Annotated in this window: 21 protein-coding genes and 1 tRNA gene; 10 read left to right on the top strand and 12 right to left on the bottom strand. The window is 56.7% G+C overall.

Going from position 1 to position 19,053, the window contains the following annotated elements; genetic code table 11:
* Positions 1 to 151: 151 nt before the first annotated feature.
* From AC6BYQ_RS26500 to luxS, 5 genes are all read left to right on the top strand, one after another.
* Positions 152 to 228 (top strand) — tRNA-Arg (locus AC6BYQ_RS26500).
* Between the two features lie 178 nt (positions 229 to 406).
* Entirely contained in the window at positions 407 to 973 is a 567-nt protein-coding gene (gene yqaB, locus AC6BYQ_RS26495; protein WP_004932523.1) for a fructose-1-phosphate/6-phosphogluconate phosphatase, read from the top strand.
* On the top strand, positions 970 to 1,398 hold the full coding sequence (locus AC6BYQ_RS26490; protein WP_025159656.1) for a YqaA family protein: 429 nt from the start codon (positions 970 to 972) through the stop codon (positions 1,396 to 1,398). The genes yqaB and AC6BYQ_RS26490 overlap by 4 nt, the downstream gene beginning before the upstream one ends.
* Before the next feature lie 82 nt (positions 1,399 to 1,480).
* On the top strand, positions 1,481 to 3,043 hold the full coding sequence (gshA, locus tag AC6BYQ_RS26485; protein ID WP_025159657.1) for a glutamate--cysteine ligase: 1,563 nt from the start codon (positions 1,481 to 1,483) through the stop codon (positions 3,041 to 3,043).
* 166 nt (positions 3,044 to 3,209) lie between these two features.
* Positions 3,210 to 3,725 carry an S-ribosylhomocysteine lyase gene (luxS, locus tag AC6BYQ_RS26480; RefSeq protein WP_019455133.1) on the top strand — a complete coding sequence of 172 codons (516 nt, stop codon included), beginning with the start codon at positions 3,210 to 3,212 and terminating at the stop codon, positions 3,723 to 3,725.
* A 66-nt stretch (positions 3,726 to 3,791) separates the two neighbouring features.
* On the opposite strand, the gene AC6BYQ_RS26475 is transcribed toward luxS, so the two are convergent.
* Positions 3,792 to 5,081 (bottom strand): HlyC/CorC family transporter, encoded by a 1,290-nt coding sequence (locus AC6BYQ_RS26475; RefSeq protein ID WP_019455134.1) that lies wholly within the window; start codon positions 5,079 to 5,081, stop codon positions 3,792 to 3,794.
* Positions 5,082 to 5,121: 40 nt separating this feature from the next.
* On the bottom strand, positions 5,122 to 5,913 hold the full coding sequence (locus tag AC6BYQ_RS26470) for a cytochrome C assembly family protein (RefSeq protein ID WP_004932506.1): 792 nt from the start codon (positions 5,911 to 5,913) through the stop codon (positions 5,122 to 5,124).
* A gap of 169 nt (positions 5,914 to 6,082) precedes the next feature.
* Here AC6BYQ_RS26470 and ffh point away from each other — a divergent pair, with 169 nt between their 5' ends.
* The 5 genes from ffh to rplS all read left to right on the top strand — a co-directional run bounded on the left by ffh (position 6,083) and on the right by rplS (position 9,699).
* Positions 6,083 to 7,444, top strand: coding sequence for a signal recognition particle protein (ffh, locus tag AC6BYQ_RS26465; protein ID WP_004932504.1), 1,362 nt, complete (start codon positions 6,083 to 6,085; stop codon positions 7,442 to 7,444).
* 214 nt (positions 7,445 to 7,658) lie between these two features.
* Positions 7,659 to 7,907, top strand: a complete 249-nt coding sequence (rpsP, locus tag AC6BYQ_RS26460; RefSeq protein WP_004932501.1) for a 30S ribosomal protein S16 — start codon at positions 7,659 to 7,661, stop codon at positions 7,905 to 7,907.
* Between the two features lie 18 nt (positions 7,908 to 7,925).
* Positions 7,926 to 8,474: a ribosome maturation factor RimM gene (gene rimM, locus AC6BYQ_RS26455; RefSeq protein WP_019455135.1), complete on the top strand. Its 549-nt coding sequence runs from the start codon at positions 7,926 to 7,928 to the stop codon at positions 8,472 to 8,474.
* A 52-nt stretch (positions 8,475 to 8,526) separates the two neighbouring features.
* On the top strand, positions 8,527 to 9,294 hold the full coding sequence (trmD, locus tag AC6BYQ_RS26450; protein ID WP_004932485.1) for a tRNA (guanosine(37)-N1)-methyltransferase TrmD: 768 nt from the start codon (positions 8,527 to 8,529) through the stop codon (positions 9,292 to 9,294).
* A gap of 48 nt (positions 9,295 to 9,342) precedes the next feature.
* Positions 9,343 to 9,699, top strand: coding sequence for a 50S ribosomal protein L19 (gene rplS / locus AC6BYQ_RS26445; RefSeq protein WP_019455136.1), 357 nt, complete (start codon positions 9,343 to 9,345; stop codon positions 9,697 to 9,699).
* A 142-nt stretch (positions 9,700 to 9,841) separates the two neighbouring features.
* Here the strand turns inward: rplS and AC6BYQ_RS26440 are convergent, their stop codons facing one another.
* The 10 genes from AC6BYQ_RS26440 to AC6BYQ_RS26395 form a co-directional block, all read right to left on the bottom strand.
* Positions 9,842 to 10,069, bottom strand: coding sequence for an ogr/Delta-like zinc finger family protein (locus tag AC6BYQ_RS26440; protein WP_074055902.1), 228 nt, complete (start codon positions 10,067 to 10,069; stop codon positions 9,842 to 9,844).
* A gap of 89 nt (positions 10,070 to 10,158) precedes the next feature.
* Positions 10,159 to 11,310 (bottom strand): contractile injection system protein, VgrG/Pvc8 family, encoded by a 1,152-nt coding sequence (locus AC6BYQ_RS26435; protein WP_498057804.1) that lies wholly within the window; start codon positions 11,308 to 11,310, stop codon positions 10,159 to 10,161.
* Entirely contained in the window at positions 11,307 to 11,768 is a 462-nt protein-coding gene (locus AC6BYQ_RS26430; RefSeq protein WP_498057803.1) for a phage tail protein, read from the bottom strand. Before AC6BYQ_RS26430 ends, AC6BYQ_RS26435 begins: the two co-directional genes overlap by 4 nt.
* A 12-nt stretch (positions 11,769 to 11,780) precedes the next feature.
* Positions 11,781 to 13,826: a phage tail tape measure protein gene (locus AC6BYQ_RS26425; protein WP_498057802.1), complete on the bottom strand. Its 2,046-nt coding sequence runs from the start codon at positions 13,824 to 13,826 to the stop codon at positions 11,781 to 11,783.
* The gene (locus AC6BYQ_RS26420) at positions 13,819 to 13,941 is read right to left on the bottom strand and encodes a GpE family phage tail protein (protein WP_074055898.1); all 123 of its coding nucleotides are present in this window, start codon (positions 13,939 to 13,941) and stop codon (positions 13,819 to 13,821) included. The genes AC6BYQ_RS26425 and AC6BYQ_RS26420 overlap by 8 nt, the downstream gene beginning before the upstream one ends.
* A gap of 32 nt (positions 13,942 to 13,973) precedes the next feature.
* On the bottom strand, positions 13,974 to 14,261 hold the full coding sequence (locus tag AC6BYQ_RS26415; protein ID WP_074055897.1) for a phage tail assembly protein: 288 nt from the start codon (positions 14,259 to 14,261) through the stop codon (positions 13,974 to 13,976).
* Positions 14,262 to 14,324: 63 nt separating this feature from the next.
* Complete coding sequence (locus AC6BYQ_RS26410; RefSeq protein ID WP_498057801.1) at positions 14,325 to 14,834, bottom strand: phage major tail tube protein; 510 nt, start codon at positions 14,832 to 14,834, stop codon at positions 14,325 to 14,327.
* Between the two features lie 12 nt (positions 14,835 to 14,846).
* Positions 14,847 to 16,016, bottom strand: a complete 1,170-nt coding sequence (locus AC6BYQ_RS26405) for a phage tail sheath protein (RefSeq protein ID WP_498057800.1) — start codon at positions 16,014 to 16,016, stop codon at positions 14,847 to 14,849.
* A gap of 138 nt (positions 16,017 to 16,154) precedes the next feature.
* On the bottom strand, positions 16,155 to 16,583 hold the full coding sequence (locus AC6BYQ_RS26400) for a tail fiber assembly protein (RefSeq protein WP_498057799.1): 429 nt from the start codon (positions 16,581 to 16,583) through the stop codon (positions 16,155 to 16,157).
* Complete coding sequence (locus AC6BYQ_RS26395) at positions 16,583 to 18,931, bottom strand: phage tail protein (protein WP_498057798.1); 2,349 nt, start codon at positions 18,929 to 18,931, stop codon at positions 16,583 to 16,585. The genes AC6BYQ_RS26400 and AC6BYQ_RS26395 overlap by 1 nt, the downstream gene beginning before the upstream one ends.
* Positions 18,932 to 19,053 lie beyond the last annotated feature (122 nt).

Genomic DNA, 19,053 nt, shown 5'->3' with positions numbered 1-19,053 from the left:
CATCCGTAGCTCAGCTGGATAGAGTACTCGGCTACGAACCGAGCGGTCGGAGGTTCGAATCCTCCCGGATGCACCATCTAAGAGAAGCCCGCCTTGGCGGGTTTTTGCTTTTCTGTTGTTCGTGAAACAGGCAAGCGGCAAAAACAGTTCTGCATCCATAGCTCAGCTGGATAGAGTACTCGGCTACGAACCGAGCGGTCGGAGGTTCGAATCCTCCTGGATGCACCATCTAAGAGAAACCCGCCTTGGCGGGTTTTTCGCTTTTCAGCATTCAGCCATTCTCTCTTCACCTCTTTCCTCCTTTGCACCCGATCGGGCACAGCACATTCCGCTATGACGCAGTCAGCGACAACCCAACGGCTTTACGCTAAAGTAGTTTTCTTTCCTCAACGATCATGGAGTAACGATGTACGACCGCTATCAGGGTCTTATTTTCGACATGGACGGCACGATTCTGGACACCGAGCCAACGCACCGTAAAGCGTGGAGTGAAGTACTGTCCCGTTATGGCATGACGTTTGATGAAGCGGCGATGGTGGCGCTGAGCGGTTCACCAACCTGGCGCATCGCTCAGGCGATTATCGCCAGCCATCAGGCCGATCTCGATCCCCATCACCTGGCCGCGGAGAAAACCCGCGCGGTGGAGGCGATGCTGTTGGACAGCGTGCGCCCGTTGCCGCTGATCGAGGTGGTAAAATCCTATCACGGTCGCCGTCCGATGGCGGTCGGTACCGGCAGCGAGCACCGCATGGCGGAAATGCTGCTGCGTCATCTCGGCCTGTTCAACTGCTTCGACGCGATCGTCGGGGCGGACGACGTACAGCGCCACAAACCGGAGCCGGACACCTTCCTGCGTTGTGCTGAACTTATCGGCGTGCCGCCGGAAAAGTGCGTGGTGTTTGAAGACGCCGAGTTCGGCATTCAGGCGGCAAAAAGCGCCGGTATGGACGTGGTAGACGTTCGCACGCTGTGAGTAGTACGCTAGCCGTAATATCGTTATTTGGCAGCAGCTTCCTCAGTGCGACGCTGCTGCCGGGAAATTCAGAAATCGTTCTGGTCGCTTTGCTGACCCAGAGTCGCGTCTCGCCGGAATTGCTGGTGCTGGCCGCGACCCTGGGCAACACGCTGGGCGGCTTGACCAATGTCATTATCGGGCGCCTGTTACCGGCGTTGAAACCACAGCGGGGGCTGGCAACGGCGCTCGGGTGGCTGCAACGCTTCGGCCCGGCTGCGCTGTTGCTCAGTTGGGTGCCGGTGGTGGGCGATTTGTTGTGCGTGTTGGCAGGTTGGCTGCGCATGCCCTGGGGCTCTGTCGCGCTGTTTCTGTGTATCGGAAAGGCGCTGCGTTACATCGTTTTGACTATGATAACGGTACAGGGCATCGCCTGGTGGCAGTAACCAAGTGAATATAACTCAATATTCTCTCGGGTGCGGATTCAGTATGCTTACGAGTTATTGTTTTTAGAAGCGGGAGGTCAATTTGATCCCGGACGTATCACAGGCGCTTTCTTGGTTGGAAGCCCATCCTCAGGCATTAAAAGGCATTCGTCGCGGCATCGAGCGTGAAACGCTGCGAGTCACGCCGAACGGCACCTTGGCGACTACCGGGCATCCGGAAAAGCTGGGGGCGGCATTGACGCACCACTGGATTACCACGGATTTCGCCGAGGCGCTGTTAGAGTTCATTACGCCGGTTGATGACAATATCGATCACCTGCTGACGTTCTTGCGCGATATTCATCGCTACGTGGCGCGCAATATTGGCGATGAACGCATGTGGCCGCTCAGCATGCCGTGCTTTATCGAAGCCGAACAGGATATCGAGCTGGCGCAGTTCGGTTCGTCGAACATCGGCCGCATGAAGACGCTGTACCGCGAAGGGCTGAAGAATCGCTATGGCGCGCTGATGCAGACCATTTCCGGCGTGCACTACAACTTCTCGCTGCCGCTGGAGTTTTGGCAGGCCTGGGCCGGCGTGCAGGATGCCGAAAGCGGTAAAGAGCAGATCTCGGCGGGCTATTTCCGCCTGATCCGCAACTACTACCGTTTCGGTTGGGTGATCCCATATCTGTTCGGCGCATCGCCGGCGATCTGTTCTTCGTTCCTCAAAGGGCGCGAGACCAATCTGCCGTTCGAGCGCACCGAACAGGGCATGTGCTACCTGCCATACGCCACCTCGTTGCGTTTGAGCGACCTGGGTTACACCAACAAATCGCAGAGTAATCTGGGCATTACTTTCAACGATCTACACAGCTATGTGGCCGGTCTGAAGCGGGCGATCGCCACGCCTTCGGAAGAGTTCGCCAAGCTGGGCGTGAAAGAGGGCGATCGCTATCTGCAGCTGAACAGCAACGTGCTGCAAATCGAGAACGAGCTGTATGCGCCGATCCGGCCGAAGCGCGTGACCAAAAGCGGCGAGACGCCGTCGGACGCGTTGCTGCGCGGCGGCATCGAATACATCGAAGTGCGCTCGCTGGACATCAACCCGTTCTCGCCGATCGGCGTGGATGCGGTGCAGGCGCGTTTCCTGGATCTGTTCCTGGTGTGGTGCGCGCTGGCGGATGCGCCGGAGATGAGCAGCGATGAGCTGCTGTGCACGCGCAAAAACTGGAACCGAGTGATCCTGGAAGGGCGCAAGCCGGGCCAGACCATCGGCATCGGCTGTGGCGCCAGCCATGAGCCGCTGGAGAAAGTCGGCAAGGCGTTGTTCGCCGATCTGCGTCGGGTAGCGGAAGTGCTGGACGGCGAAGCCGGCAATCGTCAATACCAGCAGGTGTGCGATGAGTTGGTCGCCGCGTTCGACGATCCGGAACTGACTTTCTCCGCACGCATTCTGAAGGCGATGAAGGCGGAAGGCACCGGGCGCGTCGGTCTGCAGTTGGCTGAACGCTATCGCGAGATGCTGCTGGAAGAGCCGTTGGAAATTCTGAACGAAGCTGAGCTGGATAAAGAGCGCGAGGCTTCGTGGCAGCGCCAACGCGACATAGAAGCCAATGATACGCTAAGCTTTGAAGCGTTCCTGAAGCAAAACGGCGGAAGCTGAAAAAGAAAAAGGCCACATCAATGTGGCCAAATATGCATCTCTGATGACAGGGATGATGATAACAAATGCGCGTCTTTCACATACTCAGACTCGCAGGGTTGGAAAAGGTTTCCCGGTTAGGAAAAAAAGTTTCGAAATAAATGCTCTTTTACGAGGAGGTAGCGAAATGCCATTGCTGGATAGCTTTACCGTCGATCATACCCGTATGGCAGCTCCGGCTGTCCGCGTTGCAAAAACCATGAAAACGCCTCATGGCGATACCATCACGGTGTTTGACCTGCGCTTTTGCCGCCCGAACCTGGAAGTGATGCCCGAGCGCGGCATTCACACGCTGGAGCACCTGTTCGCCGGCTTTATGCGTGACCATCTGAACGGCCAGGGCGTGGAAATTATCGACATCTCTCCGATGGGCTGTCGCACCGGTTTCTACATGAGCCTGATCGGCGTGCCTGAAGAGCAGCGCGTTGCCGATGCCTGGAAAGCGGCGATGGCCGACGTGCTGAAAGTGACCGATCAGCGCAAGATCCCTGAGCTGAACGAGTATCAATGCGGCACTTACCATATGCACTCGCTGGAAGAAGCGCAGGAGATCGCCAAACACATTCTGGATAACGATGTGGTGGTGAACCACAACGACGAGCTGGCGCTGCCGAAAGAGAAGCTGCAGGAACTGCATATCTAGTCGTACGTGGCCCGCAGAGATAAAAAAAGACGCGATTTCGCGTCTTTTTTACGTTCAGGCCGACGGTCAGTGATGACCGACGCTGGCCTGCAGCGAGGTGATTGGCGTGACCCGCACCTGTTTGATCATGTTGCCCTGTACGTCGAGAATGTCGATATCGTAATGGCCGATGCGCACTCGAGTGCCGGTTTCGGGGATCTCTTCCAGCTCTTCCAGCAGCATGCCGTTGACGGTGCGCGCCTCGTTGGCCGGCAGAGTCCAGTTGAAGGCCTTGTTCAGCTCGCGCACGTTGGCGGTACCGTCGATCAAGACCGAGCCGTCGCTCTGCGGCGTGACTTCTTCCGCCAGCGTCGGCGACATCGAGGTGGTGAAGTCGCCGACGATCTCTTCGAGGATGTCTTCCACCGTGACCAGCCCCTGAATGTCGCCGTACTCGTCGACCACGATGCCGACCTTCTCTTTGTTGCGCTGGAACTTCACCAGCTGCACGTTGAGCGGCGTGCCTTCCGGCACGAAGTAGATCTCATCGGCGGCGCGCAGCAGGTTTTCTTTGTTGAACTCTTTTTTCTCGGTCATCAGACGGTAGGCTTCGCGCACGCGCAGCATGCCGATCGCATCGTCCAGCGAGCTGCGATACAGCACGATGCGGCCGTGCGGCGAGTGGGTCAGCTGACGCATGATCGACTTCCAGTCGTCGTTGACGTCGATGCCGACGATCTCGGTGCGCGGCACCATGATGTCGTTGACCGTCACCTTTTCCAGATCCAGCACCGAGATCAGCATGTCCTGATTGCGACGGGAGATCTGCGACTGGGATTCGCGCACGATGGTGCGCAGCTCATCTTTGCTGACGGCGTCGCTGATGCGCACATTGGTGCGAATGCCGAACAGACGCAGGGTCAGGCTGGTGATGCCGTTGAGCAGCCAGACCAGCGGGAACATCACCTTTTGCAACGGCGCCAGCAAGACGCTGCTGGGGAAGGCGATGCGTTCCGGGTAAAGCGCGGCGAAGGTTTTCGGCAGCACTTCAGCGAACAGCAACACGGCGAAGGTCAGCACACCGGTGGCGATCGCCACGCCGAGATCGCCATACAGCCGCATGCCGACGATGGTCGCCAGCGCCGAGGCGAGAATGTTGACCAGGTTGTTGCCGATCAGCACCAGACCGATCAGCCGATCCGGTTTTTGCAGCAGTTTCTCCACCCGACGCGCCGAGCGGTTGCCCTGTTTGGACAGATGACGCAGGCGATAACGATTGAGCGTCATCATGCCGGTTTCGGAGGCGGAGAAGTAAGCAGAGACCACGATCATGATCACCAGGATAATGATGAGGGTCCCCGTCGACACATGCTCCAATGCAGTATTCCTTATATAGGGAGAATTGAACCGGGCTGGCTTAGCGCACCATCACCTGCTGAATCAGACGGCTGCCGAAATAGGCGAGCGTCAGCAGGAAGGCGCCGGCGAAGCTGAACCAGACGACGCGGCGACCGCGCCAGCCCTCATGGTAGTGGCCCCACAACAGCACGATATACACGAACCAGGCCATGATCGACAGCACGGCTTTATGCACGTTCTCTTTACTGAACAGATTATCCATGTACAGCAGGCCGGTGCAGAGGGTGAGCGTCAGCAGCACCACGCCGATCTGGGTGATATGGAACATTTTGCGCTCGATGCTCATCAGCGGCGGCATGTCGGCGCTGAAGGTCAATTTCTTGTTTTTCAACAGGTAGTCGAGCCAGGCGAGCTGCAAGGCATAGAGCGCGGCGATGATCAGAGTAGCGTAAGAGAACAACGCCAGGCCGATATGCACCATCAGTTCCGGGCTGGCTTCCAGATGAGTGATGAACTCGCCGGGCATGAAGCTGGCGAAGGCCAGGTTGATCATCGCGAAGCTGTAGACGATCGGCAGCAGGAACCAGCCGCGATCGCGCGAGGCGACGAAGGTCATCACCGAGCAGATGATCAGGCTGACGATAGAGCCAATGTTCAGCAGGCTGAGATTTTGCCCGGCGCTGACGTCAAAGATGCGCTGCTGCAGTGCGATGGCGTGGCAAATCAGTGCCACCACCGCCGAGACGAGGGCAAGCCGACGGTATGCGCTGTTCTTCCGCAACAAACTGGGAATGATCAGTCCAAGGCTGAGCAGGTAGGCCATCAAAGCCACAATGGAGAAAACTGGCATAGCGTTTAATTTTGCTTCGGCGTGGTTAATTGGAGTGTCAGTATAACGTTGCGCGCGTTTCACTCCAACCGATCTCCAACGCTGAGGCAGAGATCCTGCGCGCTTCGTGTTATCATCGGCGCAATTGTGTCGCCGGAGCGGCCTGTCATTACACGTTGAGCATGAGACGATGTTTGAAAATTTAACCGATCGATTGTCGCGCACGTTGCGCAATATCAGCGGCCGCGGGCGGCTGACCGAAGAGAATATCAAGGAAACCCTGCGTGAAGTGCGCATGGCATTGCTGGAGGCGGACGTTGCGCTGCCGGTGGTGCGCGACTTCATCAACCGCGTCAAAGAGAGCGCGGTCGGCCATGAAGTCAACAAAAGCCTGACGCCGGGGCAGGAATTCGTCAAGATCGTCAAAGGCGAGCTGATCGCCGCGATGGGCGAAGTGAATACCGAGCTGAACCTGGCGGCACAGCCGCCGGCGGTGGTGCTGATGGCGGGCCTGCAGGGCGCCGGTAAAACCACCAGCGTCGGTAAGCTCGGCAAGTTCCTGAAAGAAAAACAGAAGAAGAAAGTGTTGGTGGTTTCCGCGGACGTTTATCGCCCGGCGGCGATCAAACAGCTGGAAACGCTGGCGGAAGGCGTCGGCATCGACTTCTTCCCGTCTGACGTCAAAGAAAAACCGATCGACATCGTCAATCGCGCGCTGCAACAGGCCAAGCTGAAGTTCTACGACGTGCTGATCGTCGATACCGCCGGCCGCTTGCACGTTGACGAAGCGATGATGGACGAGATCAAACAGGTGCACGCGGCGATCAAGCCGGTGGAGACCCTGTTCGTGGTCGACGCCATGACCGGGCAGGATGCCGCCAATACCGCCAAGGCGTTTAACGAAGCGCTGCCGCTGACCGGCGTGGTGCTGACCAAGGTCGACGGCGACGCGCGCGGTGGTGCCGCGCTGTCCATCCGCCACATCACCGGCAAGCCGATCAAGTTCCTCGGCGTGGGCGAGAAGACCGAAGCGCTGGAACCGTTCTATCCGGATCGCGTGGCATCGCGCATCCTGGGCATGGGCGACGTGCTGTCGCTGATCGAAGATATCGAAAGCAAGGTCGACCGCGAGCAGGCGGAGAAGCTGGCCAACAAGCTGAAGAAGGGCGACGGTTTCGATCTGACCGACTTCCTGGAGCAGCTCAAGCAGATGCGCAACATGGGCGGCATGGCCAACATGTTGAGCAAGCTGCCGGGCGCGGGCCAGCTGCCGGACAACGTCAAGTCGCAGATGGACGACAAAGTGCTGGTGCGCATGGAGGCGATCATCAACTCGATGACGCTGAAAGAGCGCGCCAAACCGGAAATCATCAAGGGCTCGCGCAAGCGCCGCATCGCGATGGGGGCCGGCATGCAGGTGCAGGACGTCAACCGCTTGCTGAAGCAGTTCGACGAAATGCAGCGTATGATGAAGAAGATGAAGAAAGGCGGTATGGCGAAGATGATGCGCGGCATGAAAGGCATGATGCCGCCGGGCTTCCCAGGCCGCTGACGGGCCCCCGCACGCCGAGTGCGGGCGCTTTCAGCATTCGCCGTTCGCGGTGAAAACCGCCCGAAATTTGACAGGCTGCAAAAGTTGTCCCCTGCGATCGACGCTTTAGATTGCTTTTTGCGCCAAAATGAGTAAAATTTTCGGGCTTTTTATATTGCAACCGGGCCCCGTCCCTCAATGGGGCCCGGCTGTTTTATTAACTAAAGAGGATGTTATGGTAACAATTCGTTTGGCACGTGGCGGCGCTAAAAAGCGTCCGTTCTATCAAGTAGTAGTGACCGACAGCCGCAACGCTCGTGATGGTCGTTTCATCGAGCGCGTAGGCTTCTTCAACCCGATCGCTTCCGGTCAGGCTGAAGCACTGCGTCTGGACCTGGACCGCATCGAGCACTGGGTTGGTCTGGGTGCAACCGTTTCTGATCGCGTTCACGCGCTGATCAAAGACGCTAAGAAAGCAGCTTAATCTGTCGCGGTGGTGGCAATGAGCAAGCAACTCAAACCGGTAGCGCCTAAGCAGCCGATTGTACTCGGTAAAATGGGGTCCGCTTACGGCATTCGTGGTTGGCTCAGAGTGTTTTCATCCACCGAGAACGCCGAAAGCATTTTTGACTATCAGCCGTGGTTTATCCAGCAGGCGGGTCAGTGGCAGCATATCGAGTTGGAAGACTGGAAGCGCCACAGTCAGGATCTGATCATCAAGGTCAAAGGCATTGACGATCGGGACGCGGCGAATCTGCTGACTAATCGCGAGATTATGGTGGATTCTGAGCAACTTCCTCCGCTGGAGGGTGACGATTACTACTGGAAAGACCTGATGGGCTGCCAGGTAGTCACCACCGCCGGCTACGAGCTGGGTAAAGTCATCGATATGATGGAAACCGGCTCGAACGATGTGATGGTTGTGAAAGCGAACCTGAAAGATGCGTTCGGCATGAAGGAGCGGTTGATTCCGTTTCTTCATGGGCAGGTTATCAAGAAAGTCGATCTCACTGCCCGCGTGATTGAGGCAGATTGGGATCCTGGTTTTTGACCTCCGGATCATACGGTCGAAGCAAGTGGAATAACGGTAAGGGGATTGGCTTGTGTTCATCGGTATTGTAAGCCTGTTTCCTGAGATGTTCCGCGCTATCACCGATTACGGGGTGACTGGCCGGGCAGTAAAAAATGGCCTGCTGAGCGTGCAGTGTTGGAGTCCTCGCGACTTCACCTACGACCGGCATCGTACCGTGGACGATCGCCCATACGGCGGCGGCCCGGGAATGCTGATGATGGTGCAACCTTTACGGGAAGCCATTCATGCAGCGAAAGCAGCGGCAGGCGAGGGAGCAAAGGTGATTTATCTGTCACCTCAGGGGCGCAAGCTGGATCAAACCGGCGTGTGCGAACTGGCGGCCAATCAGAAGATGATTCTGGTGTGCGGCCGTTACGAAGGGATAGATGAGCGCGTAATCCAAACCGAAATTGACGAAGAATGGTCAATCGGCGATTACGTTCTCAGCGGCGGGGAACTGCCGGCGATGACCCTGATTGATTCAGTCGCCCGTTTCATACCGGGTGTGCTGGGCCATCAGGCCTCAGCGGAGGAAGACTCCTTCGCCGACGGATTGCTGGACTGCCCGCACTATACCCGCCCAGAGGTGTTGGAAGGGATGGAAGTACCGCCGGTTCTGCTGTCGGGCAACCATGCCGAGATACGTCGCTGGCGCTTAAAGCAGTCGCTGGGCCGAACCTGGCTTAGAAGACCTGAACTTCTAGAAAGCCTAGCTCTGACTGACGAGCAAGCGGTGTTGCTGGCTGAGTTCCAACGGGAACATCAGGCCAGGCAACAGGACTATGAAGGAAACGTCTGACATCAGACGGGACCGATATATCAGTTTACCTAGGGTAAGAGACATATTATGAGCAACATTATTAAGCAACTTGAACAAGAGCAGATGAAACAAGACGTACCTGCATTCCGTCCGGGTGATTCCGTGGAAGTGAAGGTATGGGTCGTTGAAGGTAGCAAAAAACGTCTGCAGGCATTCGAGGGCGTGGTTATCGCTATCCGTAACCGCGGTCTGCACTCTGCATTCACTGTTCGTAAGATTTCCAACGGCGAAGGTGTTGAGCGCGTATTCCAGACTCACTCCCCAGTAATCGACAGCATTACTGTTAAACGTCGTGGTGCCGTTCGTAAAGCTAAACTGTACTACCTGCGTGAACGTACTGGTAAGTCTGCTCGTATCAAAGAGCGTCTGAACCGCGTTAACTAACGCTGCATCCAAAAGTTAATAGTTATCAGGGGTTGGCCTATGCCAACCCCTTTTTTTATCTGAAAATACATCATGTTGCATTTGCGAGTTTTTGGCCGCGCTATATCGACATAAAAAAGCCTGCGTAAGCAGGCTTTTTGCATTACAGCGCCGCAGCGCGCTGCTTTTGTTCATTTTCCGGCGGGTGCGGCTGCGCCGGAACAATATCATCGCCTGGCTTGACGATCACCCGCGCAACGGACTCGTGCGTGGCGAACGTGCAGCTGCAGTTGATGTTGCGGCATTGATGATAGCGCTCTTTGGTCGACTCGCTCAGATAGCGACTGGAGCGAGTGTGGGCCACGTTACCGCATAATGGACAGTGCATCATAGTTGAATCCCTCTTTGTGCTACATCAGGTTATATGACTTATAATAGCCCATGAACTCGCAAAAGCAAGATTAAGATGCAAATGAAACATTAAGACTCTGAGCTTTGATACTCTAGGTCGGTAAGTAGAATCTCCAGATTCAAGCTGCAGGTATAGCCAGTGCCGGTTAAGTTATGGGTCACCTTGCTAATAACCCATTGTTGACTATCAATAACGTTTTTAAAACCACGCACTCGGATAGGTCGTTCTGGAAACAGATCCGGACGCCCTAGAGCCAGATCGATGGTAAATCTGGCGACACCTTTCTGGATACGTTTAAACAACGCCTCGGCCGCACGCATGGCGGAGGTTTTGTCGCGGAAGACTTTCGGTATGTGATAGACCTGGTCGGGTTGGCCCGCCATATAGCTTGAGGTGCTCTCCTGCTTGGCGATGGGCGCTCCGGGCTTGGCGGCAGGATGCTGTGCTTCGCCGCTCCTGGGGGCCGATGGCTGACGGTGAAGGCTGACCTTTTTCTGCGCCTCTTCAGGCTTATCCGTATTGAGCCAAACGGCAGAGACGCCGCTGTAGGCTTTGGCATCCGCCAATTGAAAGGTATGGCGATCGCCGTCGTTGCGCGTCAGCGTCATCATCGGAATCGGGTCGCCCTTCGCCGTGCGCCCCATACCCGGTGTCAGAAACAAAATCCGTTGATACTTGATGCTGGCCTGAGCGCCGTTGAGGATAGCTAAACGGGTGAGAAACTGCAGATCCGACTCGTTGGTTTGGTCGATGTGAGGAATGCTGATGGCTGCAATCTCCGCCGCCAGAGAGGGGGCCGGCAAGCTATGGCGATCGGCGATCTGCTGCACGATATCGCCAACCGTTTTCTCATGATAAGACAGGCTGCGCAACTGTGTCATCGAGCTGCGAAAATCCGCGCTGCGGGCGGTGATTTGCAGAGTATCCGGCGCGCCGCTGTGGATAACGGTATCGACGACAAATTTTCCCTGGCCGATTAGGGCGGAACCCTGCCAGCCGAGGAACAGCTCAAGAACTGCCCCTCGCTCTGGCATGCGAAGCTGGCCGTCGCTGTCATCCAATGTGAGGCTGAGGGTGTCCGCCTTGAACCCGCTGAAATCCTCCATCTTCAGCGAAATCAGCCGATCGCGGATATTCTCCGTGACGTCTTTTTCGCTCAGGGTCAGAATAAAGTCGGGGGCGAGTTTCGCCCCCACGGGTTGATAGGTTTCGGTGATCATAAGCTTATCCCCGTCGCTTTTTGCGCTTTATCGAGCAATTCGGTCGCTTGCTGCTGCAGATCGCCAAACATGGCGTGCAACGACTCATCGACGCGTTTCAGCGTGATATCGAAATTAATTTGCCGAGGCTGACCATCCGGAAAGAACTGGGTGCTGGTTTGAGAAATTTTCTGGATCACGAACATGCCGTAAATAGCGCCGCTGCCTTCAATCAGCGGCCAGGCACGGCCTTGCTCAGCCATGGTCTGCAGCGTGAGCAACGAAAGGCGACCACCGGTCAGTTCCGGCAGCAGTTGGCCGCTGAGCGTGATTGTCTCCGTATCGACGCCAAGGAACTGTGAGGTGGCGCGTTGCCCAACCCTGTTGTTTTCCGGCCAGCGGTAGTCCAGCTGGCGATTCATGGTTTGATAAGGGACTGTGCGTAACATAAATACGAACAGCCCAAGTGTTAGCATCATGATGAAAGCTCCTTATGCGAAGTGATAGTTTGAATAAACCGCGTTGTCGCTATCCAGCTGGTTCTGGCGATTCACATGGTTGATGATTTGCTCGATCTCCTGACGATCCATACCCGGAGTGGTATTGATGGTCATATGGTTGGTAATGGAGCGATTATTGGCAGTCGAGATGGCGCCTGGCGCCATTGCCGGTTGATAGTTCTGTACCGCCATACCCTCTTTCAGCTCGCCGGCCGCCAAATCGTTCTGAACGGTTTTGATTTGCTCATCATCCAGCTCCGGCGGGTTGGCGCTCAACAGGCCGAAGGCTTTCAACAGCCGTATCACGCTGCCGCTGAGCTTGGCGAACAACGCGACCGGCGCCGTCAAGACGGTCGTCAGGATCTCGCCGAACGCTTTGCCGTAGCCGGCGGCGCTGTTTAATCCTTCTTGTGTCATCTGGATTGGCGTCAGCAGTTCCTGCAGCGCGTTAAAGCCTTGTTTGACCAGGCCGATGATCCCTTCGAACAGCGACAGCATAGGAGTGAAACTTTCGACGATAGGGGCGATGGCGGCGACGAAACCGCTGGCGACGCCCCCCATAAAGGCGCTGATCGGCTCCCAGTACTTATAAACTAAGGCGGCACCGCCGATGATGGCTGCGACGACGGCCGCGATCGGCAGACTGAGTGCGGCGAATGCGCCGGCGATCATGCCGCCAACGGAGGTGAATACCGTGCCCAACAGGCCGGCGCCGGCCATCAGCATATTGACGGCGCTCAGTGCCGGAGCGATGAAAACGCCGATGGATGACAGGCCGCCGACCAACGCGGTAATGGCGGTGCCGACGGTCATCAAGGTATTGGCCAGCGCCGGGTTGGCCTGCGTCCACTGGCCGAGCGTGGTCAACCAGCCGGTAGCGGTTTGCGTCAGCTGGCGCAAAGCAGCAGCCTGCCCATCGAACAGACCGATGCGCAGGTTATCCCATGAGGCAAAAAGCTTTTGGATATCACCATCCAGATTGTCACCTCTGACGGTCACCAGCATTTGGGCCGCGTTGTCGACGCTGCCGAGGTTGCGCCCCTGAGGCGCCAACTGTGCAGCGGTTTGTTCCAGGCTCTGGCCATCGTGCTTCGCCGCGGGCGCGGCTGAACGCAGTTGGGTTTCGAGCTCGCTCAGGCTCAGTTGATAACGATTGCTGGCTTTAGCCAGTACATCAGCGATATTGCCTGCTTGAGCGACGGGCAGCTGAAAGGAGCTTTGGATCCCAGTCAGCGCTTTTACCGCCACCTCAATACTGCTGCCGCTGGCCTTGGCCAGGTTCAGGGCCACTGGTGCGGCGCTCAGCACCTCTTGGGCATTGTAACCGGCGCTTGCCAGCGCGGTTTGCGCTTGAACGACTTCTTGCGCAGATTGTCCTTCGGCAGCCATGCCGGTTGCCTGCCGGTGTAAATCGGCCAGATACGGATCGCCGTTATTCAACCCCAACTGTGCCTGTACGCCCGACATCTGTTGCTCGAGCTTCATACCTGGAGTAAACAATGTCTTCCCGGCGCCGAAAATCTTACCAGTCGTCTCTGTGCTGAAGTCGCGAAACGTGTCAATTTTTTCTTGGCGATGTTGGTAATCGCCAAGCACCTCCTGACGTCTCTTTTGGCGCAGATCCTGGCGTCGGTCGCGATGATGATTAAGGAGACCTTGCGTCACGTCTGATTTCTTTTGGAATGTGTGCTGGGCAAGGGGTAAATCGGTGGTATCCACCTCTCTCGATTGCAATTGCTTTTCCAGACGCTGTTGGCTGCGAGAGGCGAGGGCTTTGCGCGCACTTTGCACGGCGTAATCGAGGTTTGCCTGCTGCGCCGTCGCGATATCCTCCGGAGAAGATAAAAATGCGGGCAGGCTTGTGCGGATATTACGGATCTCATCCAGTTTGCGGAGCGCGTCCGTTTGTGCCGCCTTGACCTTCAACAATTCGACGATTTGAGATTGATTCTTTCGCTCGGTCTTGAGCTGTTGGCGATATTCGCGGACAGTGTTGTCCGCGTTTTTCAACGCTTCTTTGCTGTCGGTATCACTCATCTTTATTTACTCCGCTACGTTGCAGCGCTCTGTGGCGCCAGCCGATCAGCTCCGCCAGCGCCATGCCGTTCATCTCTGAAGGCGGCCAGTGAAAAATCACCGCGATATCCGCCATCAGGTCATCTACCGTCAGAGTGGGATCGACCGTTACTCGGCCGATTTCGGCGACAAAAAACCGATCACCTGGCCGGCCAGCGCGATCAGGTCCGGCAGCTCCAGGCGCGCGCACTCTTCCTTGGTCAGGTTCGGGTAAGTGACGCGAGGCAAAATGGTGATCAGCGCGTCGACATCGGCGTTGGCCAGCGCTGCCAGGCCGATGCCGCGCAGGCTGCCGGCGTTCGGCTTGGTCACCTGTAGGCTGGCAATCTCGCTCTCGCCGCGTTTGATCGGGGTGTTCAGGATGACGGTATTTTCCGGGGATGCATTCAGTTCCATGGGATATCCAGTTCTTAAATTTGAGAAAAGGGCCAGCACAGAGGCTGGCCGTTGAGGTGAAAATTACAGGCCGATGGCGCGGCGGTGCGCCGCCAGCAGGTCTACGCCGTCGACTTTTTCGATCATGTTGACGGTATCGATCTCGATCAGCTCTTTGCCGTCGATGCTCAGCTTGAAGTAGGTGCAGTCGGTGGAGACCTTGGTTTCGGTATCTTCGCCCTGCTTGAAATCGCCGCTGTCGATCTCTTTATGGCGGCCGCGCATCACCACCTCGAGCGCGGAGACGTCGCCGGTGTCGTCGCGCTGGAAGGAGCCGGTAAAGCGCAACGGCACTGCATCGACGCGGCCCCATTGTTTGAGCACCAGCTCATCAAGGCCGCCCATGGTCCATTCCACCACCAGCGCATCGTCGTCCAGGCCGAAGTCCACCGAGGCTGCGCCGCTCATGCCGCCGCCGCGGAATTTCTCCAGCTTGCGGGTCAGTTTCGGCAGCGTCATGGCGGAAACCACGCCCATGTAGTTGAAGCCGTCGTTAAACAGGTTCAGGTATTTCAGTTTTTTTGGCAGTGCCATGATGCAGTCTCCTTAGCTGTTCACGGATGCGGCGAAGTTCGCCAGGTAACGATCGGTAATGCGCTGACGCAGCGTGAGATCTTCCAGCGGCGGCACCGGGGTGTAGTCGTAGTCGATAAACAGCTTGCCGGCCTTCAGGGTCTCTTTGTCGTTGGCGCTCTCGTCATACCAGCAGTCGCCGTCGATGATCAGGCCGGCGGATTTCAGCTCGCGGAACTTGGCCTTGATGCCGTCGATCATGTCGCGGATCAGCGTCGGGGTGAGCGGGCGGTCAACCGCCCACAGATGGGCTTCCGCCATCGTATCGGCCAATACCTGCGCGGTGCGGGTGTAGTTCTCGAACTGGAACAGTGGCTCATCGGAGCAGGTGCGCGAACCCCAGAATTTGAAGCCGTCCTTGCGGATCAGGGTGGTGACGCAGCCCTGGTTCAGCAGATCGGCGTCGGTGCCTGCGGTTTGCAGATCCCAGAATACGCTGGCCGAGATGCCACTCACGCCGTTGACGCCAACGTTGGACAGGGTTTTGTGCCAACCGGTCTCCTGGTCAATCTTGGCGCGCAGCCCCAGTGCGCGCGCCGTGGCGAAGGCGATGTCGCTGCTGTTGGTGGTTGTGTTCCAGTTGACGAAGTCCGGCCAAATCAGCATCAGCTCGCGCTGGCTGAAGCTGGCGCGGTATTTGATGGCGTCGGAAACGGTCTTGCAGCCGTAGGCGCTGATATAACCGAAAGCGCGCAGCTGTTGGCAGATGCCGGCCAGCGCGGTTGCCACTTCCTGGTTGTCGTGGCCCGGCACGCCAAGAATCCGCGGCTTCACGCCCAGTTCGGCCTGGGCGGCCAGCAGGGCTTTCATGCCGGTATATTTGCCGTTTTCATCGGCGCCGCCAATGATGTTGGAGGTGGTTTCGGCTTCGTCTTTCCCTTCAGCCACGCGCACTACGACGGTGACCGGTTTGGCCTGTTCGGCGATCGCCAGCAGCGAACGCGCCAGAGTGCCTTTTTTACCCGCTTTGCCGCTGGCGGCCAGCACGTCGGTGATCAGCACCGGGGTGTTGAGAGGGAACAGGGTTGCATCGGCATCTTCTGCGGTACAAACCATGCCGATAATCGCCGTTGAGACGGTGGAAATTACGCGGGTGCCTTCGTTGATTTCGAGGACACGCACGCCGTGGTGATAGTCACCCATAGCATTACTCCGTTTGTGGTTGGTGATAACAGAATGCCTGTCGCGATGCGGCGGCGCATCTCATTCGGGGTGTAGGAGGACTGATACAACAGCAGGAAAAATAAAGAAAAAACGCCCCGAATGGGGCGTTGAACGGTGTTATTGCGGCGGCTGCGGCCAATTGATGTCGGGGGCCGTTTCGGGTTTTATCCGGCTGAGCTGCACGGAGTACTTCTCCCAGGCAGTCAGCCTTGCGGTTTCTTCCGGCGTGGCGCCGTCATATTTGGCTGCGCGCGCCAGCGGCGCGATCGCCATTTCCGCTTCTTCAGCCAGTCTGTTCTTTCTTATTCTTGCACTGATGACCTGTTGTTCTGGCGTCGGCGTCGGTGCATTAACCCAAGCGGGAAAGCCTGACTCATCGGCTCCTCTGATTTTTCCCTCGGGAGGCGATGTTGTGAACAGGTTATAAATTTCATCGTCAACGTCGACCAAATCACCGGGTAACGTGTTCGCGTTGCGGTACTCTTCCAGCATGCTCTTTGGATAAAAACTGCCTGTTTTCGCACTGAATTGATATGTTTTCATCATTAATATCCCACTGCCATCCAATAAACGTCGCGCTCTCTAGGACCATGGAACCAAATAAAAGAATCCCGAGCTCCGCTTAAATCACCGACCTGAGGATTCCAGGTTGTCTCATACCCTTGGGCAAAGTTTTTAAGAGTGATGGAAACATGCAGCAGGCGATTCGGAACTGCGATATTCAAGGGAACGCGGTAACCCTCACCCCCTTCAATATTATTGCCGATAGCTCGCCCACCTTGGAAATAGAGGCCGGTGCGGTGGTCTTTGTACCACCATTGCTCGCCGCTCACTGAGGCTTGCCCGCTTTCATTAATGCGCGCGGGAATCCAGTTACTCAGATAACCGCCCCAAATGCTGCCGTTGATATCGCCGTTGGTTTGATAAGCCGCACCTGCAGCAAATAAGGTGCCGTTCGCGCGGAGTTCACCGTTATTACGGAAGGTGAACCAGCCATCGGCCCCGCCGTTGGCGACGTGGATACCGAGTTCATGATAGCTGCCAACTTTTTCATAATGATAAATGTCAGAAATCAGGTTCCCCTGGCCCTGCAGTCGCACGCCGTTTGTTTGCCGGCTACCATCTTGATTCGTAAAGTTCCCTTGTTTAAGGAGAAAATCTCCACCGTTAAACGCTGTGGTGCCATTTATACTCGCGCGTCCACCGATCCAAACGTCGCCTGTCGCGCTCAGTTTGCCATTGACGTAGTATTCATTGCCGTGAAAGGCTAAGGTGCCTTTGTTGTCATTAATTAATCTGACATCAAAATCACTGTTGCTATTGCCATAATGGAAATCTATATAGGGTGAAGCTCCAAATAACTCAACGCCGCCCTTAGTGGTTAATGACCCCGTAATCGTGGCGTAAGGTGTGGTTAATCCCGATTTCGTCTCAATTGAGCCATTGACGGTCAAACCGCCAGTAATGATATCGCCTTTCTGTTTGACGAACCTGCCTTCGGCTTCCTCCTTACTGTAGGCGCCGACGTCCGCCGCCTTCGGCTTGTAGTCTGTGGTGTACACTTGCGCCCAACGTGTTGAGGCAGGGCTATCTTTGCGCAATGAGCGCAAGTAAAACGTCAGATCGCCGGAGCCAACCGCAAATTGAACGTTGCGGAATTCGTTCACTTTGCCGGTAAACAACACCCCCATGCCGCCCGGCACGGGGTAGCCTTTGTTGGTAGTGGCAGCCAATGATTCAACGGTAAAACCGTTCTCACGGTTCACATCAGTATCGGCGTTAGCGGTATTTTCGTTCGGGAACACCACACGCGGCAGCGCTAACGGGCCGCTCATTATGTCGCCGCTCTGTTTGACGAACCTGCCTTCGGCTTCCTCCTTACTGTAGGCGCCGACGTCCGCCGCCGTCGGTTTAAAACCGGTGGTGTAAAGTCGGTACCAGTTCAACGGTTTATCGGCGGTCGTCGATGTGCCGACGTATGATGCGCCATTCGTCTGGATCGCCAGATAGCCGCTGGAAGGGCCGCCGTCACACGGCAGATTCAAGACGCCGTAGACACCGCCGCCAGGGGCGTTTTTCGATGTGCCGTTAACCCGATATATTTCGCCACGGTTGCTCAGAGCGTCTTCGCGATGTACCGGTCCTGCCCCCAAACCGAATGCGCCGACCTCCATCAGGTTGTTTTTTTGTTCGCCGACGTTGCGCGTGGCGGCGGTGCCGAGCTCCAGGTTACCGCGCGCGACGGACTTGTTTGGCAGGTCTTTCAGGTTCGCGGCGATTTTCAGCGAGGCATCGTTAACCGCTTTGACGGCTTTCGGGGTGGCGGCCAGCGTTTCGCTATTGCTGTTGCTGTCGTTGCTCAGCTGGGTGAATCCTTTAGCCTGCAGGGTGGCATCCGGGTGATTGCGCGAACGGGCATGTTCGGCAATGGCCGCATTCAGCGTATCACGGGATACCAGCAGGGAAGTCTTGTCAGCGACGATCGTCGCGTTGGCGTCACCCTTGACCAGCAGTACCATGCGCACCACCTGAGTGCGGCCGGCACCTTCGGTCAGCAGCGGCTTGTAGGTGTCGGGTGTATTGGCGATCGCCACCAGCACGCCATTTTTGTCATACAACCCCAATTCGCGGATCCACCAGCCGCCGACGTCCTCTGGAATGACTTGTTCGGCAGTCACCTGGTTATTATTGCTGGCGTTGACCTGCAGCGAATTCAGCACGGCGCGCCGTTTTTCATTCACGAGCTTGGTCTGAGTTTCGAGGGGATTCGTGGCCGAACCGCCGCCGTCGCCGACCGCCATATGGGTGATTTCCAGCTTTTGGCCGGTTGCTGTGGCGTTGGCCAGCAGCGCTTTGCCCTGTTCGGTGAGCAGGGTGCGGTATTTTGCTGTCATGGTGTGGTTCTCTTCTGTTTGCCGGCCGGGTAGGTAAGGCCGTTTTTGTACATCACATACAGACTCAATCCGCGCAGGATCTCGCCTGACCAAAAGCCGAAGAACATGCCGTTATCGCTGCC

This window comes from Serratia sp. LTN-2 (assembly GCF_059740205.1).
This window is presented reverse-complemented; position numbering and strand designations above follow the sequence as displayed.

Excerpts from the sequence above, each read along its gene's own strand:
- rplS (WP_019455136.1), top strand. The coding sequence starts at position 9,343 with ATGAGCAACATTATTAAGCAACTTGAACAAGAGCAGATGAAACAAGAC.
- rpsP (WP_004932501.1), top strand. The coding sequence starts at position 7,659 with ATGGTAACAATTCGTTTGGCACGTGGCGGCGCTAAAAAGCGTCCGTTC.
- AC6BYQ_RS26395 (WP_498057798.1), bottom strand. The coding sequence starts at position 18,931 with ATGACAGCAAAATACCGCACCCTGCTCACCGAACAGGGCAAAGCGCTG.
- AC6BYQ_RS26425 (WP_498057802.1), bottom strand. The coding sequence starts at position 13,826 with ATGAGTGATACCGACAGCAAAGAAGCGTTGAAAAACGCGGACAACACT.
- AC6BYQ_RS26435 (WP_498057804.1), bottom strand. The coding sequence starts at position 11,310 with ATGATCACCGAAACCTATCAACCCGTGGGGGCGAAACTCGCCCCCGAC.
- AC6BYQ_RS26415 (WP_074055897.1), bottom strand. The coding sequence starts at position 14,261 with ATGGAACTGAATGCATCCCCGGAAAATACCGTCATCCTGAACACCCCG.
- ffh (WP_004932504.1), top strand. The coding sequence starts at position 6,083 with ATGTTTGAAAATTTAACCGATCGATTGTCGCGCACGTTGCGCAATATC.
- rimM (WP_019455135.1), top strand. The coding sequence starts at position 7,926 with ATGAGCAAGCAACTCAAACCGGTAGCGCCTAAGCAGCCGATTGTACTC.
- AC6BYQ_RS26440 (WP_074055902.1), bottom strand. The coding sequence starts at position 10,069 with ATGATGCACTGTCCATTATGCGGTAACGTGGCCCACACTCGCTCCAGT.
- yqaB (WP_004932523.1), top strand. The coding sequence starts at position 407 with ATGTACGACCGCTATCAGGGTCTTATTTTCGACATGGACGGCACGATT.
- AC6BYQ_RS26400 (WP_498057799.1), bottom strand. The coding sequence starts at position 16,583 with ATGATGAAAACATATCAATTCAGTGCGAAAACAGGCAGTTTTTATCCA.
- AC6BYQ_RS26405 (WP_498057800.1), bottom strand. The coding sequence starts at position 16,016 with ATGGGTGACTATCACCACGGCGTGCGTGTCCTCGAAATCAACGAAGGC.
- luxS (WP_019455133.1), top strand. The coding sequence starts at position 3,210 with ATGCCATTGCTGGATAGCTTTACCGTCGATCATACCCGTATGGCAGCT.
- AC6BYQ_RS26410 (WP_498057801.1), bottom strand. The coding sequence starts at position 14,834 with ATGGCACTGCCAAAAAAACTGAAATACCTGAACCTGTTTAACGACGGC.
- AC6BYQ_RS26470 (WP_004932506.1), bottom strand. The coding sequence starts at position 5,913 with ATGCCAGTTTTCTCCATTGTGGCTTTGATGGCCTACCTGCTCAGCCTT.
- AC6BYQ_RS26420 (WP_074055898.1), bottom strand. The coding sequence starts at position 13,941 with ATGGCGGATATCGCGGTGATTTTTCACTGGCCGCCTTCAGAGATGAAC.
- AC6BYQ_RS26430 (WP_498057803.1), bottom strand. The coding sequence starts at position 11,768 with ATGATGCTAACACTTGGGCTGTTCGTATTTATGTTACGCACAGTCCCT.